The sequence below is a fragment of the Catonella morbi ATCC 51271 genome (genome assembly GCF_000160035.2).
In the GTDB taxonomy this organism is placed as follows: domain Bacteria; phylum Bacillota; class Clostridia; order Lachnospirales; family Lachnospiraceae; genus Catonella; species Catonella morbi.
Genome location: NZ_KI535370.1, coordinates 86,138 through 101,156 on the forward strand (window position 1 = coordinate 86,138; position 15,019 = coordinate 101,156).

Here is a 15,019-nt window from a genome sequence, read left to right on the forward strand (position 1 = left end):
AGCTTTTCAGAAGTCTCGGCAGAAAGTTAACAAAGCCAAAAATAGTATATCACACCCATATTCTATTCGCAATAGTGGGTGTGATATAAGTGTTTTACATATTTGTTTTTTCAAAGTCTTCTATTGATACCGGCTTTGCAAAAAGGTATCCCTGGAAATAATCACATTTAATATTTCTAAGAAATTCAAACTGAGAATGAGTTTCCACACCTTCGCAAATTACAGGCATATCAAGGGCCTTTGAAAGTTGTACTATCATTCCGATTATCTTTCTGCTCTTTTCCTCGTCTTTTGTCTTGTAAAGGAAGCCCATATCCAATTTAAGTACGTCTACCGAGATTTCCTTCAACATATTTAGGGAGGAATATCCGCTTCCAAAGTCATCCATTTCAACAGTAAAGCCATAGTCTCTAAGCTTTTCAACTATCATCAGTCTGCTTTCAATTTCTTTCATAATAACAGTTTCCGTAATTTCAAGCTTAAGTCTGAATGGTTCTATCTTATACTTTTCTACTATACTGACAAATTCCTTATAAATATCCAGGAAATAGAAGTCTGCCGGGGAAATATTCACAGAGATATAATATTCTCCCTTCCCCTCATCCTTCCATTTTCTAAGAAGCCCGGCTGCCCGGTCCCAAACAAATAAATCTACTTTACTTATAAGACCGTTTTGCTCAAACATAGGGATAAATCTATATGGTGCCAACATTCCTTCCGTAGGGTGAAGCCATCTTACAAGTGCCTCCGCACCTATTACCTTGCCTTCTCCGTTGCACTGCGCCTGAAGAAAAACTTTAAGCTGATTATTTTCAATTGCACTGTCAAGTTCACCGGATAATCTCTGCTCCCAGTATTTAGCCTCTCTTATTCTGTCATCATAATAAAATACTTTGTTTTGATAATCTTCTTTGTTCGCGGCTATTGCCATACCGGCCCTGTCAATCATTGCAGATGAAGATATGCTCCTATCCTCAATCTTGTATACGCCAATCTGCATATTAATCGGATAATGTATGCCGTCCGTCATCGAGACTTCTTTGGCAATATTTATAAACATTTCTTCATCATATTTATCTTTTTCAATAAGAACACAGAATTTATCCCCTGCCTGTCTGCAATACAGAGTATCTTTAGGAGTTTTTTCCCTCAATTTCCAGGCTATTGAATTAAGTACCCTGTCACCGATATTCTTTCCGAATGAGTCATTAATAAGCTTAAAATCTTTAATGTCCGAACATAAGATATAATACTCTGTTTCAGGATTATCTTTAAGGATTTCTTCAACTTTGTCACAAAAATAATCACTGTTAAAAAGTCCTGTAAGCTTATCATGCGTAGCTTTATACTTATCCTTGTTAAAAATGTCAACTTCTATCGTTCTGTCCTTTATTCTATAATAGCTTCCTTCCATCTTCCCATTTCTGTAAAGTTTTTTATAAAGGATATCATAATGTTTCATTTCTCCCTTATCATTCATTGAACAAAGCACAGAATATTCTATTTTACTGCTGTCAAAATTACTGAGTGAAAACATCTTATTTATCTGTCCGACCACAGAGGAGTAGTCATCTTCAACATCAAAAAAAGTTTTAGCTCTTTCATTCAGATATATGCAGACATCATCTACATCTAAAAATATCATCATGTCATCAGTTTTAGACACAATATAAGACAACATTTTATCTATAAGTGTTACCTGCTTACTTTCAAGAAGTATCAAATATGCGGCTACCGCTCCGGCAGAATATCCAAGTACGGATATATCTACCGCATAATTCAGAAATTTATAAAAAAAGTTAATTATAATTGCCAAAGAAAACGAAAATAAGAGCAGAATATATTTTCTCCAGTAAATGAAGCTCAGTCCCACTATTTTATAAATAATTATAAAAGCTATCAGCATAAGCAGACTATAAGCTATGATACTGTGCAGGGTATATAACGGTTGCATTATTGCTGCATGATAATACCACTGCCCTATCTTAACCTTCTCAATAATGAATAGTTCCTTTGTAAATATATTGCTTAAAACAAAAACAGCATCAAGAGCTATGATTATATACAAAATCCTAAATATTTTAGTATTGTTAATCTCATGTCCGGTTACTTCTATTGCTATCTTAAGAACCGCATACCTTATCCCACATATACTCACCAAATATATAGAGTGTAACACTAAAGCCGTAGGTAAATTTTTTGCAAAGAGTAAAGCAATCTGAATGACAACAGATGCCATGGTTATCATCAGTAACAGTCTTACCCGGGGAGTTATTGTTTGCTTTTTCTTTGTCGTTCTGTAGACACAAATACTCAGAATAAAGAACGCAAAAATAAACAAAGCCATAAATGATACAACAACTGAACTCATTACTTTACCTCAATAGTATATTTTAAAACATTTATCGGTACATCAGTCTCAAATTATTTATGTATGTTTAATCTATCATTTTATTTAATTCCTGCAACGCCTTTTCCAACTGCTCATCTTTAACCGTACCGATATCATCCTTAATCTTATAATCCGGCTTTATCCCGGTCTTATTTATACTCTCACCGTTAGGCAGATAGTATTTTATTGTAGTCAGTTTAATACCGCCTTTAATAACCTTATTCTCTTTGTCCCTAATCTCAAGTACACTTTGAGCCACACCCTTACCATAGCTTACTTCCCCTACTGTTTCAGCATATCCATGGTCTTTAAGGGCTCCGGCAAAAAGCTCAGAAGCACTGGCAGAATTCCCATTTATAAGAATCAATATCGGCAGTTCAAATTTTCTGTCACTTTCTTTTTTATTAAATCCGGTCTTATAATACTCTTTTTTCCCATCTTTGAAGCCAAATGAATACACTTCTTCTCCATCAGGGAGGATGCGTTCAAGCATTTTATGAGCAGTATCTACCAAACCGCCGCCGTTATCCCTTAAGTCTATTACTAGCCCTTCTATCCCGGTTGAATCCAGTTTATCTAAAGCTTTGATAAACTCATCTGCCGTATTTTCAAGAAAACCGGATACTCTCAGATACCCAATTTTCCCTTTATTATAGGTCTTCGAAAATACCGTAGGTATAACTACCTCATTCCTTTCAACCACAATTTTTTTAGTAAGTTTGTCTCTAAGTATGGTCAAGGTAACTTTACTTCCTTTTTTCCCTTTAACGTATTTTGAAGACTCTGCAAGCGTCAACCTTGTAAGATCTTTTTTACCCGCTTTTAAGATAATGTCACCCTTTTTTAGCTTAGCCTTTTTAGCCGGACTTCTGTCAAAAACATTGGTTATTCTTATACCTCCGGTTTTTTCATCCTTTGCAATCTCCACACCTATTCCGTAGTATTCACCTTTAAGACCCCTGCTAAAACTTTCTAATTCCTTTGTTGTATAATATTCCGAATAAGGATCATTTAACTTTTTCACAAACTTTTTAGCTATATTATCAATACCAGTTTCATCATTTTCCGACTTAAATACTTCATCAAGCATTTTTGCGGTATCAACATCTTCATAATAATATTTATTCACTATTTCTATCAATGGTTGCAATTCTGTTTTAATTTCCTGCGCTCTTTTTTCCGAAACAGCAGCTAAAGCCCTCTCCATGTTTATTGAAAATTGTACATTTAATACACAGGCTACAGCCAATATTAAACTTCCTGTATTTTTTATTATAAACTTATTCAAAATTGCCTCCATTCATTTTTGTAGCAACAGACTCTCCCAAATGTACCGTTACTTCCTTGTCTACCTTTAGTTTTTTCAAAAATTCAGCATCAAATTTAATCTTATTTTTCTTTACAAACACTACGATAGTAGAACCGCCAAATTCAAAGCATCCTTTTTCCATTCCTCTGGCAACTCTCCCTGATAACCTATGGTTTGTTATCTTACCTACCATAATGGCACCTATTTCCATCTGAATAACTTTACCAAAATTATCCGTTTCTAACACTGTATACTCTCTGGTGTTCTCAGTAAATACCGGATAGCGTGATAAAGCTATAGGTCTCACACAATGTAATATACCCTCTATACGCTTTTCACCTGCAATTACTCCATCATCTAAAAAGGTATATCTGTGATAATGTTTAGGTGTAAGCCTGTATACCAGTCCGTAGCCGCCTTCAAATTCCTTTGCAAGTTCATTATTCCTTAAAAGCCCTGATAAATCATATCTTGTATTTTTAATTTTAAATGCAGAATCTTGATTTAATTTTACCACAGATAGAAAGCCATCACAAGGGTTTATAAAACAAAGAGGATTTTTCTCAAATTCTACCCTCTTTTTCCTTCTTTTAAAAAACTCATTGAAGGAATAGAATCCCTTAGCAGGTACTTCTATCCCTTCAAGTGAAATATTATTTTTCTTTATAAAGCCCTTTATAAATATCCTTGAGAGGGGCGACTCTAAAAAAGTTCCTCCAATCTTTGATACTATCGGCTTGGTAAGCAGTTTAAGCAAGAATCTTCCAGCAACCGTACCATATAAAAACCTCACTGAAAAATCTTCTCTCATACTGAATCCCATCCCATTAAGAATAATACACCAAGTACTTCCAGAATTCCTAAAATAACCATCCCGATCTTGCCTAATGCATTCGGCTTTTTTATCTCAAAAGGAGATACAAAACCAACCATTACAAAGGTCAAAAGTACAAGATAAACCATTTTATTCTTAAAAACATCACAGTCAAAAGCAATATGAACTGCGGGAAGCATGAGCGCAATAGTTGTTACAGGCAATCCAAGATATACTTTTCTGCGTTCTGTAGTCTTTTGCTGTCTCTCTTCTTCAAGTACATTAAAATAAGCAAGTCTGATCAGGGCAGCAAGAACATAGAAGGACGCTATAAATCCAGCTGCCGTTGTATACTCAAGAAAAGTATATACAAACAAAGCGGGAAATACGCCAAAACTTATAAGGTCACTGAGAGAATCAATCTGAATGCCAAATCTTTTTTCTCTTTCATCCCTTTCCTTGGTAGCCGCAACCATACCGTCAAACATGTCACAAACTCCGGCAACCATAAGGCAGACTATTGCCGCAGCAAAATCTTTGTTAATAACCATTAAGATTCCGACAAATGCAGAAAGCATACCCAAATACGTAAGCACAACAGTGTAATTGTAATATCCCAACAATCCTTTTTTCATAGTTTCCCCCTTAAATAAGGCCGAATGCATAGCTGTAAGCCAATATGCACCAAGGTTTTCCGAGCAGTATAATCCAAATAAACTTTTTCTTTTCCATTTTCAAGAGTCCGGAGAAGTAGCAAAGAAAATCATCCGGAAATAGCGGAAGTAAAGTTGCTATAAACAAAAATACTCCATAAGACCTGCTCTTTTTAATCTTCATACTCCATTTATCATATTCTTTTTTAGGAAACATAAGCAGAATAATATCCATTCCATACTTCCTTGCCAAAAAATACGCTATAATAGATCCTACAGATATCCCTATATAATTGCACCAAAATCCACCCATAGGACCAAACATCAATGCTCCTACCGCACAGCCTAAGAACCCGGGCAATACGGGGATTACAACCTGTAAGGCCTGTAAAAAAACCAGCACCAGAGGAGCAAATATACCAAAGGTAAGTACATATCTCTGTAATGATTCAACGGAGTCAATCTTACCTTCAGCAAACTTCTTTACAAAAATCAGCACAACAATAATAACCAGTCCGATGACAGCTGCCGTTATTCTGTTTTTATCCTTTACTGACATAATTTTCTCCCAAAACCTACTTAATCCAGATTCAATTTTCTGTTAATTTTAGTAATCAGATTCTCATAAAATCCTGTGAAACCATATTTTACCACAAAATAGCTTCCTTCTGCAAGTCCAACTCCTCCGATTACATCAACGATAACATGCTGCTTGGTTGTAAGAGTCGATATACATACACTTATTGCAAACAGAAGCGAAAACCAAACATATGGTTTAGGAATATTTTTATTCTTCCTGACGGCTATATAACAAAACCAACTTGTTAAACAGTGAATAGACGGAAATAAATTATCTGCCGCATCAGTATTGTACAGATGAATCATCACCCGGTTCCATATTCCCTCAGCGCCTACCTCAGGTCTTACATTGGTTGTCGGTATAAGCAAAAAGCATAGGAGACAGATTGTTTTTGCAATAAAATCAGCACTTATAAGTCTAAATGCTTCTTCCTTCTCCTGTCTGCTGCCCAGAATATAGTTTACTATCCAAAATATGTAACAGCCAAGATATATAAACACTGTCCAAGGCACAAAAGGTATCTTGGAATCAAGCATTATTTCAGCATTAGTATGGTGCCAATTTGTAGTAAGCAATCTTGAACCAAAGTAAGTGACAGAATTCCAAGTTGTTGAAATTATGAGTGGTACTATCATTATCTTTGGTATGAATAAAATTTCAGTAGCCTTTTCTTTCATCTAAAAACCTTTCTAAATATCTTTAACCCCATTCATTTTTTAACTACAAACCTATTAGTCGGAACAAAAAACTGATTGAACAATTTTAAACAACTGTTCACATCCTTGGAGTTTATTAATAACCTATTCCTATTTTAGCCAAGATTTCTTACGGAATTATAAACATTTTTCTTACAACTATATTTATTTTTGATTGCTTTTCTTATAAAATCCTAATATATCAGGAATATCTGTAACCGTTTTAATTTATCTCTATAGTATAAATATTGTTAAATTTTTCACCTGCATTTAACATAAGATTACATTCTCTTTCAGAAAGTTCACCCTCAAACTCTATACGATCACAGCGTCCAAACCAAGGCTCAATGCAAATAAAAGGAGCATTCATTTTCTCCATAGACCAAATAGCAAGAATAGGCATATCAAATTTCACAGTAACATATTTTTTACCACTTGGTTTAACTATGGATACTTCACTTATCTGCTTATCTTCAAAAATATAAGTAGTTGTGTCAAAGTATTCTTTTGTAACAGTACTTCTTCCGTTGTCAAGCTTAAGTTCGTGACGCTCAGGAAGCCTTAAGCCGGTTCCCGCATCAGAACCATAGTATTTAGGATTTCCATCAGAATTAAATTCTAAAGAATATCCTACCTTGTCTTCCTCACCATCTATAGGGCAGTTAAATCCGGGATGTGCTCCTATGTTATAGTACATAGTCTTGGTATCGGTATTTACCACTTCCCAAAGCACTTCCAGTTTTTTTCCTGTGAGACGGTATCCTATTTTAAGTGAAAAATGAAACGGATAAAGTTCATAAGTTTCCTTATTATCCGTAATTTCAAACCAAATTTCATCTTTCTTTTCTTCTATACAATTAAAGTCCATATCCCTCGCAAACCCATGCTGCATAATGGGATATTTCCTGCCTTCATAAATAAATTCTTTATTCTTCAGTCTCCCTATAAAAGGAAATAATATAGGTGAATGTCTGTTCCATGATTTCTCATCTCCCTGCCAAAGATATTCTTTTCCCTTACTATCCTTTATGGATATGAGTTCTGCACCCTCAGAAGCTACATTTATTTCCAACAGGTCATTTTTCAATTTGTAATTCATACCATTCTCCTTAAAGCTTTAGTTTATTCCAGGTCGGAATTTACTTACTTAGTTTACCCTCTGTTTTGCTTTTAATCAAGTCTTTATGTAAAAAAGTGTGTGCTTGCACACACTTCGCGCGTGAGCGGTGCCGCAAGGCAAACTTCCCTACCGCGAGCTGCGCATCCCTCGGAGAGATTTTTTTAATAGGAAATTTCGAAGAAATTTCCTATTAAAAAAATGTCACGAGAGCCTATTTAGCCCTCGTGACCTATTCTGCTTGTTATTGTTTATCTGACTATTATTACTTTAATTTGAAGTTGAAAGTTCCTGTTACACCACCGGTAAATGTTACCTGAAGAGTAACAGTATCACCTGCTGCAGCTCCGCTGAAAGTAACTTTATTTGTATTATTCCACTCAGCCTTTACATTACCTGATGAAGACGAGATAAGCTTAACACCCTGGAGCATATTCTTAGTAATCGCTGTTGAAGGATTAACTCCGTTTGCTTCTGAGGTATAGTTATCAGTTATAACAAGTGCTTCTTTAATACCTGCAAATGTAAAATTAGCTAATGCAAGTTCAGATGACTTAGCCCCAACCTTTGTAATTGTAGGAGCCTTTGCAGAAATATTAACTGTCTTTACTGCCTCTGTACCTTTACCATCATTGATAACAGCTGTTACAGTATCGGTAAAATCTCCTCTTTTAGCTTTTTCTTTAGCCTTACTTGGCTTAAGCTTATTACCATCTATAATGTTTTCAATATCTCTTAATGTAAAATCTGTGCTTCCAAGCTGTACTAATGAACCATCAGGAGCTCTGCCTACAACAACTGCATCAACAGCGTCATATCCAACATTTGAATCTGCACTGTACACAGCTGAAGGTAAACTCAAGCTAAAGCTTGTAAGGTTCTTAATATCTGCCGCTGTAAGATTTACATTTATCTCAGAACCGGCTACCGGATTTGTTCCCGTTGCATCCTTGTAAATAGCAAATGTAAACTTTTCTGTCTCATAAGCTGTAATAGGAGCATTACTTGCATGGAACTTGAGAGAAGCTGACCTTAAGTCACTGAGTTTTACAAGTTTCACATTGCTATCTGCTGAACCCGCAACACCGCCAACAACACTAAATCTTGTGCCGGCACCATTCTTCTTTACTCCAAGGTAGTAATTTGACATTCCTGAAAGATTAGTAAGTTCACGACCTTTATTATCAACTACCTTTACCTTTGAAAGTACATTTTCCGTATTTCTGTCCGGAAGCACACCGTCTACTGTAAAACTTCTTATATTTGTAGGAATAGCAGGTGCATGTACAGTAAACTGAACCATAGATGGCTGCATATTAGCTGCAACCGTGAAAATACCGTTTGACTGTACCTGGGTAAGTGCCGCATTCCAAGTTACACCATTAACATTAGTATCCTTTGTAGCATCATATTTAAGTTTTGCCACTCCGTTAGTTCCATTTTCCCAAGAAAATGCTGCCGGAAGCTTAACACCGTAGTTTGCATTGCTAAGTGTTGCATAATCTGTGATTGCAACACCTGCACTATTGGTAGCTGAGTAATTAAAGTAGGTTGACTCTCCTGCATATACCTCAGCAGGTGCTGTAGCGGTAAACTTAGAAACCTGCTTTGTGCCCGCTATATTTATAGTAGTCTTTGTGGTATTGTGTCCGTTTTGTCCAAAAAGTGCTATGAAAGTAACTTCTACACTTCCTGCTTTAACTGTACCAACCCCTGTAAAAGGAATTGCGATATAATCAACACCGTCTACTTCAACCATGTTATTGTGAACTACCGCTCCGTCAATTCCAAGACCTGTAAGGCCGCCTGCAGCAAGTATATTAACTCCTTCAGTAGATTTCATTCTTCTTCCGTACTGATCCTTAACTTCTACAAGAAGTCTTGCAGCTGTGTTTTCAGAATTGTTTACAGCCAATGTATAAGGTTTCTTTGTATTTAAACTGTATACTCCTTTAACACTTACTGTACTTGCCTTAGATTTAGCAGCAATTGTAAGGTTAAAAGTTTCTGTCAATACATTAGTTCCATCCGCCTTATTGATATTAAGAGTTACAGGTGTATTTATAGGAAGATTTGCTGCCATCCCCGTTACATCAATAAGTCCCGTAGAAGGATTTGCAGTACCTCTACCTACTGAAACATTTACATTAAGTCCGCTTACAGTCTTGGTAACATCCTCACCAAACTGATTTGTAATCTTGTACTCTATAGTACCGCCCGCTGAAGAATTATCTCCCTTTAACACAAGATATTTGCTAGGAACATCAATCTTAGTCAGCTTTGCTGTCTCACCCCTGAAAGTAGAAGTCTGTCCGCCGAATTCTACAGTATAATCACCATCTGTAATAACGGCCTCCATTTCAAGCACTGCTTCAGTAGCTGAAGAGTTAACAGTTACATTCGCTATAGTTCTTGTACCGTTGTTAATCTTATAATCAGCCTTATTCGCGCTAAGATTCTTTCCTGTTACAGTAATCTTCCTGGCTCCGGTCTGCTTTCCTGCAAATTTACCTGCAACCACTACTTTAATTCTTGCAGTTACCTTCTTCTTATCAGCATTAGCCTTAGCAGCACTACTCTGGCTACCAACAACATCTATGTAACTTTCACCTGCTTTATTAGCTGTAACAGTAAAATCCTTAGCACTTGCCTTACCTTTTGATAAAGAAACTACCTCAGAATTTTCTGCTGTTACATAGGTGTTGTAGGTTGAACTTACTCCACCGGCCTTTGCAATCTTATCCGAAATCTTGTAATTTGCTGCAAGTGTTTTGCTATCGCCTTCTGTTAAATTTATTTCTGTAACTGCTGCTCCGCCATCTACTACTGTCATGCTCTCAGCTCTTGTGAAAACCTTAACAAGTGCTTTATATTTCTTTTTTCCGTATACTGCTGTAATAATGGCTTTTCCGTTCTTCTTTGCAGTAAGCTTACCTGTTTTCTTATTTACGCTGACAACACTTCTCTTTGAGCTTGTCCACTTAACCGACTTAGAAATATTTTTCCCGTTCACACGAAGGTCAAGGTCTACTTTCTTCCCGCCGATATAAGCAGAAGCGCCCTTTTTTGAAGATAATACTGTTTTCTTTCCATGTAATACCACACCGTTCTTAGCTGCTGCTTCTGCCTCCTGTACTCCAAATCCCGGAACGAGAGTGATGCCCATAGAAAGCGCAAGCGCAAGTGAAAGACTTTTAACTGCCTTGTTCATACTTTTTTTTCTCATCTTGATTCCTCACATTTCTTTAATTTATTTTTCTTAAGTCTCTAATCCGAATTATTCACGAAGCATCAAGTAACCGCATAACCAAATCAATAATTAAGAATTATGCATTACCCGGATTAAAAGTTCTTAACCTACACCGCCAATAATCTGGATTCAAGTTTATGAGCAAATAATAAAATATCCTTGTGTCAGATTTATGCATTATTTCTTACTTTTTTCTTATGTTTTACCTAATATTTATATGATTTTATGTCAATTTATTGGCAAACTTACTCAACACAGCCTATTATTTCATTAATATCAGCGATTTCATACCTTGCCATATATTCTTTTATCCCTTTTACCACCTCTATACTTGCTGTCGGATTATTAAAGTTTGCAGTACCTACGCTCACCGCAGTTGCACCTGCCATAAGGAATTCTACGGCGTCCTCTCCAGTCATAATTCCGCCCATACCTATGATAGGAAGTTTTACAGCCTTACTGACCTGATATACCATTCTTACGGCAACAGGCTTTACTGCAGGTCCTGAAAGTCCTCCTGTTTTATTAGCAAGAGCAAATTTTCTCTTATGTATGTCTATCTTCATACCTGTAAGTGTATTAATAAGAGAAAGCCCGTCTGCTCCACCTGCCTCACAGGCCCTCGCAAGTTCTGTAATATCAGTTACATTTGGTGTAAGCTTCATAATTACAGGCTGCTTTGCATACTTCTTAATAGCCTTGGTTACTTCAAAGGCCGCATCCGGATTGGTACCAAAGGTAATTCCGCCGGCTTTTACATTAGGACAAGAAATATTTATCTCAAGAAGTTTAACTACCTCGCTACCTGCAAGTCTTTTCACTACTTCTACATACTCTTCTGTAGTGTGGCCGCAGACATTTGCCATAACTACGGTGTCTATGCCTCTGAGCTTTTCCAAATCTCTTTTTATAAAAATATCTACTCCCGGATTCTGAAGCCCTATTGCATTAAGCATACCGGAGGCGGTTTCCGCTACTCTCGGAGTCTGATTACCCTTCCAAGGTACATCCGAAACCCCTTTTGTAGTAAGTCCGCCTAAAAGCGACAAATCTATGTAGTCCATAAACTCCGCACCTGAACCGAAAGTCCCCGATGCAGTCATTACCGGATTCTTAAGTTTGACACCGGCTATTTCTACACTCATATTTCCCATTAGATAATTACCTCCGTAGATAAAAATACCGGTCCGTCTTTACAAACCCTCTTATTGGTTACATTGCTGTGATGGTCAACTTCTTTAGATTCGCAGACACAACCAAGACAGACACCTATGCCACAAGCCATTTTTTCTTCCAAAGAAATATAGGTAGGAATATTTCTGCTTTCTCCGTATTCCTTTACTCCTCTAAGCATAGGCATAGGACCACAGGAGAAAATATCCGTAATACCGTATTTTTCAGCCACTTTAAACTCATTTGCCGCATCAATTACAGTTCCCTTACAGCCAAGGCTTCCATCATCAGTAGCAATAATAACCTCTGCATATTTTTCAAAATCTTCGACGAGGAAGGTATCATTCGTCCTATATCCAAGGATGACAGTAGCCATTTTCCCCTTAGACTTTAATTCCTTTGCAGCCTCAAGAAGAGGAGGAATGCCTATTCCCCCTCCAAAAAGAAGTACTGAATTTCCGACTTTATCTATTGGGAAGCCTTTTCCGAGACTTCCGACAATTTCTATATTATCTAAATCAGGCACAAGTCTTGCAAATTCCGCTGTTCCTTCACCTACAACTCTATATACCAGTCTTAATTTTTCATTTTCTCTGTCAATCTCACAAATGCTTATAGGACGAGGCAAAAGCCTTGAACCGTCCCTTGTATAAAGAGATACAAACTGACCTGTACCGGCAGTTCTTGCTATCTCCCCCGCCTTTACCCACATAGAAAATACACCTTCTGAAAGTTCAGTATTTTCAAGTATTTCAGCCCTAAATTTAGACTTTAATTCCATTAAACTTCTCCTTAGAATATAGATGCAATATCATTTTTCATATCTATAACCGCTTCCCTTGCAGCCTCAGCAAAACCTTCCGCTCCAAACTCAGCATACTTCTCCTGTTTGTAGGCGGCTATAATTCCCCTTGAAGAATTGACTATGGCTCCAAGTCCGTCTTTATTAAAGAACGGCTTAAGCTCAGCCGCAGTTCCTCCCTGCGCACCATATCCCGGCACAAGTATATAAGCCTTTGGCATAATTTCTCTAAGCACCTTCCCCATTTCAGGATAGGTAGCTCCGACTACAGCACCTACATCGCTATAACCTTCTTTAACTGTATCAAGCCCCCACTCATCAACCTTCTTTCCGACAAGCTCATAAACAGCTTTTTCTCCCACCTTCTGATCCTGAAATTCACCGCTTGAAGGGTTAGAAGTCTTAACCAGTATAAATAAGCCCTTATCATGTTTCTTGCACTCTTCTACAAAAGGAACTACGCTATCTGAACCCATATAAGGATTAATAGTTAAAAAATCCGCATCAATAGGTGCAATCTCAGTACTTCCTATCTTAACTTTTCCAAGATGTCCTATTGCATAAGCAGTAGAAGTTGAACCTATATCTCCACGCTTTGCATCTCCTATTACCAAAAGATCTTTTTCGTGGCAATAATCAAGAGTTTTCTTATATGCCATAAGTCCCGGTATACCAAACTGTTCATACATAGCTATCTGCGGCTTTACAGCTGGAATTAAATCATAAACAGCATCCACTATTTTCTTATTAAATTCAAAGATGGCATCAGCTGCTGCTTCAAGGGTCTCTCCCTTTTCATTAATTGCCTTTTCAAGTAAAAATTTCGGTACAAAATTAAGTGTAGGATCAAGCCCCACAACTATAGGTGCATTAAGCTTCTTTATTCTGCTTACAAGTTTCTCAATCATTTATTTTTCCTCCCTAAATACAACTTTTCCGCCACACAATGTATAAAGAACTTTTCCTCTTACTTTCTTTCCGTTAAAAGGTGTATTCTTACCCTTTGACAAAAATTTATCAGAATCAATTACATATTCCTCATTGATATCAGCTACCACAAGGTCTGCTACCGAGCCCTCTTTAAGTGTACCTTTTCCATTTTTAAGAAGCTTTGCAGGAGTAAGACTCATTCTCTCCACAAGGGTTTTCATATCTAGATATTCTCCCAAAAGCTCAGTTACAGTAAGAGCAAAGGCCGTTTCAAGACCTACTATTCCAAATGGTGCATTTTTAATACTCTTTTCCTTTTCTTCTTTAGAATGTGGTGCATGGTCAGTAGATATCATTCCCATAATACCACTCTTGAGTCCTTCTTTAAGAGCCTCTACATCAGCCCTGCTTCTAAGCGGAGGATTCATCTTGAAATTTGCATCATCTTCTATGATATCCTCATCAGTGAGTGTAAAATGATGCGGGCATACTTCTGCGCTTACAGGCAGTCCCTTTTCCTTTGCAGCCTTTACAAACTTAACTGTATCTCTTGTGGAACAATGACAAAGATGGATGGTTACTCCAACTTCTTCCGCTATTTCTATATCGCGCTTTGCTATACTGTCTTCAACTTCATTGGTTATACCCGGCATCCCAAGTTCCTTAGCTTTTTCTCCCGCATTCATAACTCCGCCATGTACAAGGTCTGCATCTTCACAGTGATCAAAGAAAGGAAGTCCCAGTCTTGCAGCTTCTATCAGTCCCTTTCTAAGTATCTCAGGATCCATTACAGACTTTCCATCTTCACTTATGGCAACAATTCCGGCTTTCTTCATACCTTCCATATCTGAAAGAACCTTGCCTTCCTGTCCCATTGTTACAGTTCCGCTCGGAAGCACATTGATAACGGCATCCTTCTTAATGGCTTCGAGCTGTAAATTAAGATGTTCTACCGTATCCATCACCGGCTTTGTATTCGGCATGGTTACAACAGTGGTATAACCACCTCTTGCCGCCGCCATACTTCCTGTCTTTACAGTTTCTTTGTACTCACCGCCCGGTTCTCTAAAATGCACATGCAAATCAATAAAGCCCGGAAGTACATATTGTCCCGTTGCATCAATTATATCTGTGTTTTCTTTTACAAAGCCGTCCAGACTGCCCTTTTCTCCAACTTTTTCTACTTTTCCTTCATCATTAATCAAAAGGTCAAATAAACCATCCCTTTCAGCTTCCACATCTACCAAGTGTCCGTTTTTAATAAATACGCTCATACTACCTCCATTCTGCCATTCATAAAGAAA

The 15,019-nt window shown here is 37.2% G+C and carries 12 protein-coding genes; all 12 read right to left on the reverse strand.

Going from position 1 to position 15,019, the window contains the following annotated elements; translation table 11 throughout:
* Positions 1 to 94 precede the first annotated feature (94 nt).
* Positions 95 to 2,371, reverse strand: coding sequence for a GGDEF and EAL domain-containing protein (locus tag GCWU000282_RS16095; protein ID WP_023355640.1), 2,277 nt, complete (start codon positions 2,369 to 2,371; stop codon positions 95 to 97).
* 67 nt (positions 2,372 to 2,438) lie between these two features.
* Positions 2,439 to 3,680 carry a S41 family peptidase gene (locus GCWU000282_RS13130; RefSeq protein WP_035041059.1) on the reverse strand — a complete coding sequence of 414 codons (1,242 nt, stop codon included), beginning with the start codon at positions 3,678 to 3,680 and terminating at the stop codon, positions 2,439 to 2,441.
* Positions 3,673 to 4,512 carry a phosphatidylserine decarboxylase gene (locus tag GCWU000282_RS13135; protein ID WP_023355642.1) on the reverse strand — a complete coding sequence of 280 codons (840 nt, stop codon included), beginning with the start codon at positions 4,510 to 4,512 and terminating at the stop codon, positions 3,673 to 3,675. The genes GCWU000282_RS13130 and GCWU000282_RS13135 overlap by 8 nt, the downstream gene beginning before the upstream one ends.
* Complete coding sequence (locus tag GCWU000282_RS13140; RefSeq protein WP_051384200.1) at positions 4,509 to 5,150, reverse strand: CDP-alcohol phosphatidyltransferase family protein; 642 nt, start codon at positions 5,148 to 5,150, stop codon at positions 4,509 to 4,511. Before GCWU000282_RS13140 ends, GCWU000282_RS13135 begins: the two co-directional genes overlap by 4 nt.
* A gap of 10 nt (positions 5,151 to 5,160) precedes the next feature.
* A complete protein-coding gene (locus GCWU000282_RS13145; RefSeq protein ID WP_023355644.1) occupies positions 5,161 to 5,727 on the reverse strand; it encodes a TVP38/TMEM64 family protein in 567 nt (188 codons plus the stop codon).
* 20 nt (positions 5,728 to 5,747) lie between these two features.
* The gene (locus GCWU000282_RS13150) at positions 5,748 to 6,425 is read right to left on the reverse strand and encodes a phosphatase PAP2 family protein (protein ID WP_023355645.1); all 678 of its coding nucleotides are present in this window, start codon (positions 6,423 to 6,425) and stop codon (positions 5,748 to 5,750) included.
* Positions 6,426 to 6,666: 241 nt separating this feature from the next.
* Positions 6,667 to 7,542, reverse strand: a complete 876-nt coding sequence (locus GCWU000282_RS13155) for an aldose 1-epimerase family protein (RefSeq protein ID WP_023355646.1) — start codon at positions 7,540 to 7,542, stop codon at positions 6,667 to 6,669.
* A 283-nt stretch (positions 7,543 to 7,825) separates the two neighbouring features.
* The gene (locus GCWU000282_RS13160) at positions 7,826 to 10,786 is read right to left on the reverse strand and encodes a hypothetical protein (RefSeq protein WP_023355647.1); all 2,961 of its coding nucleotides are present in this window, start codon (positions 10,784 to 10,786) and stop codon (positions 7,826 to 7,828) included.
* 269 nt (positions 10,787 to 11,055) lie between these two features.
* Complete coding sequence (locus GCWU000282_RS13165; RefSeq protein ID WP_023355648.1) at positions 11,056 to 11,964, reverse strand: dihydroorotate dehydrogenase; 909 nt, start codon at positions 11,962 to 11,964, stop codon at positions 11,056 to 11,058.
* Positions 11,964 to 12,764, reverse strand: a complete 801-nt coding sequence (locus GCWU000282_RS13170) for a dihydroorotate dehydrogenase electron transfer subunit (RefSeq protein ID WP_023355649.1) — start codon at positions 12,762 to 12,764, stop codon at positions 11,964 to 11,966. Before GCWU000282_RS13170 ends, GCWU000282_RS13165 begins: the two co-directional genes overlap by 1 nt.
* Before the next feature lie 11 nt (positions 12,765 to 12,775).
* A complete protein-coding gene (pyrF, locus tag GCWU000282_RS16940; RefSeq protein ID WP_023355650.1) occupies positions 12,776 to 13,693 on the reverse strand; it encodes an orotidine-5'-phosphate decarboxylase in 918 nt (305 codons plus the stop codon).
* Entirely contained in the window at positions 13,694 to 14,989 is a 1,296-nt protein-coding gene (locus tag GCWU000282_RS16945; protein WP_023355651.1) for a dihydroorotase, read from the reverse strand.
* Positions 14,990 to 15,019: the final 30 nt, after the last annotated feature.

Excerpts from the sequence above, each read along its gene's own strand:
- GCWU000282_RS16095 (WP_023355640.1), bottom strand. The coding sequence starts at position 2,371 with ATGAGTTCAGTTGTTGTATCATTTATGGCTTTGTTTATTTTTGCGTTC.
- GCWU000282_RS13135 (WP_023355642.1), bottom strand. The coding sequence starts at position 4,512 with ATGAGAGAAGATTTTTCAGTGAGGTTTTTATATGGTACGGTTGCTGGA.
- GCWU000282_RS13140 (WP_051384200.1), bottom strand. The coding sequence starts at position 5,150 with ATGAAAAAAGGATTGTTGGGATATTACAATTACACTGTTGTGCTTACG.
- GCWU000282_RS13145 (WP_023355644.1), bottom strand. The coding sequence starts at position 5,727 with ATGTCAGTAAAGGATAAAAACAGAATAACGGCAGCTGTCATCGGACTG.
- GCWU000282_RS13150 (WP_023355645.1), bottom strand. The coding sequence starts at position 6,425 with ATGAAAGAAAAGGCTACTGAAATTTTATTCATACCAAAGATAATGATA.
- GCWU000282_RS13155 (WP_023355646.1), bottom strand. The coding sequence starts at position 7,542 with ATGAATTACAAATTGAAAAATGACCTGTTGGAAATAAATGTAGCTTCT.
- GCWU000282_RS13160 (WP_023355647.1), bottom strand. The coding sequence starts at position 10,786 with ATGAGAAAAAAAAGTATGAACAAGGCAGTTAAAAGTCTTTCACTTGCG.
- GCWU000282_RS13165 (WP_023355648.1), bottom strand. The coding sequence starts at position 11,964 with ATGGGAAATATGAGTGTAGAAATAGCCGGTGTCAAACTTAAGAATCCG.
- GCWU000282_RS13170 (WP_023355649.1), bottom strand. The coding sequence starts at position 12,764 with ATGGAATTAAAGTCTAAATTTAGGGCTGAAATACTTGAAAATACTGAA.
- pyrF (WP_023355650.1), bottom strand. The coding sequence starts at position 13,693 with ATGATTGAGAAACTTGTAAGCAGAATAAAGAAGCTTAATGCACCTATA.
- GCWU000282_RS16945 (WP_023355651.1), bottom strand. The coding sequence starts at position 14,989 with ATGAGCGTATTTATTAAAAACGGACACTTGGTAGATGTGGAAGCTGAA.